This is a genomic window from Streptomyces sp. NPDC048565 (assembly GCF_040650935.1).
Taxonomy (GTDB): domain Bacteria; phylum Actinomycetota; class Actinomycetes; order Streptomycetales; family Streptomycetaceae; genus Streptomyces.
In genome coordinates this window covers 1-1,010 of sequence record NZ_JBEZIH010000067.1, presented here as the reverse complement: position 1 = coordinate 1,010, position 1,010 = coordinate 1, and the positions used below count along the sequence as shown (strand labels likewise).

Annotated in this window: 1 pseudogene; it reads left to right on the top strand. The window is 65.6% G+C overall.

Features of this window, described 5'->3' with window-relative positions:
• The first annotated feature begins 59 nt into the window (after nucleotides 1-59).
• Nucleotides 60-991 (top strand): annotated as a pseudogene (locus AB0C75_RS35860) (IS5 family transposase).
• Nucleotides 992-1,010: the final 19 nt, after the last annotated feature.

Genomic DNA, 1,010 nt, shown 5'->3' with positions numbered 1-1,010 from the left:
CTAGGCACTGTTTCTCGGATCTCCTGACGTGGGTGGGGTGTTGGGGTCAGGCTGGCTTCATGGGTCGTGGGGATCTGACGAATGCGGAGTGGGATCGGCTGGAGGCGTTCTTGCCTCGTGCTGGTGCGCGTGGTGGTCGGTGGAGTGACCACCGGCGGGTGATCAACGGGGTTCTCTACCGGGTGCGGACCGGCGTGCAGTGGCGGGATCTGCCCGAGCGGTTCGGGCCGTGGGAGACGGTCTATAAACGACATCGTCGCTGGTCACTTGATGGGACCTGGCAGATGCTGCTGTCCCGCATCCAGGCAGCCGAGGATGCGGCGGGCGGTATCGACTGGGACGTGTCGGTGGACTCGACAGCAGTACGAGCCCACCAGCACGCCGCCGGTGCGAGGAAGGCTCCTCCGGCCGCCCTTCCTCAAAAGGGGGCCGGACGGGGGACGAACCAGGTCGATCGGGTACTGCGGAAACTGGTCGCCCGTCTGGAGGAGGTGGTCAGATCGGCGAGTGTCTGGGACGTTCCCGCGGGGGATTCACCACCAAGATCCACCTTGCCGCCGAGGGGCGATGCAGGCCCCTCGCGTTCGTCCTGACACCCGGACACTACGGTGACGGACCCCAGCTCGAGCGGGTCCTGGAACAGGTATCGGTGCCCCGAACCGGAGTCGGCCGGCCTCGAACCCGGCCTGACCGTGTCCTGGCGGACAAGGCGTACACGTCGCGCAGAAACCGCCGCTACCTGCGACGACGCGGTATCCCGCACACGATTCCCGAACGCCTTGACCAGCAAAGACACCGCAAGAACCGAGGCTCCCGAGGCGGTCGCCCCACCGGCTTCGACAGCGAGCGATACAAGAAACGCAACACCGTCGAACGCACCATCAACCGCCTCAAGGGCTTCCGGGCCGTCGCCACCCGCTACGAGAAACGCGCCTACATCTACCTCGGCACCGTCACGCTCGCAGCACTCGTCATCTGGCTCAGAACATGATCCGAGAAACAGTGCCTAG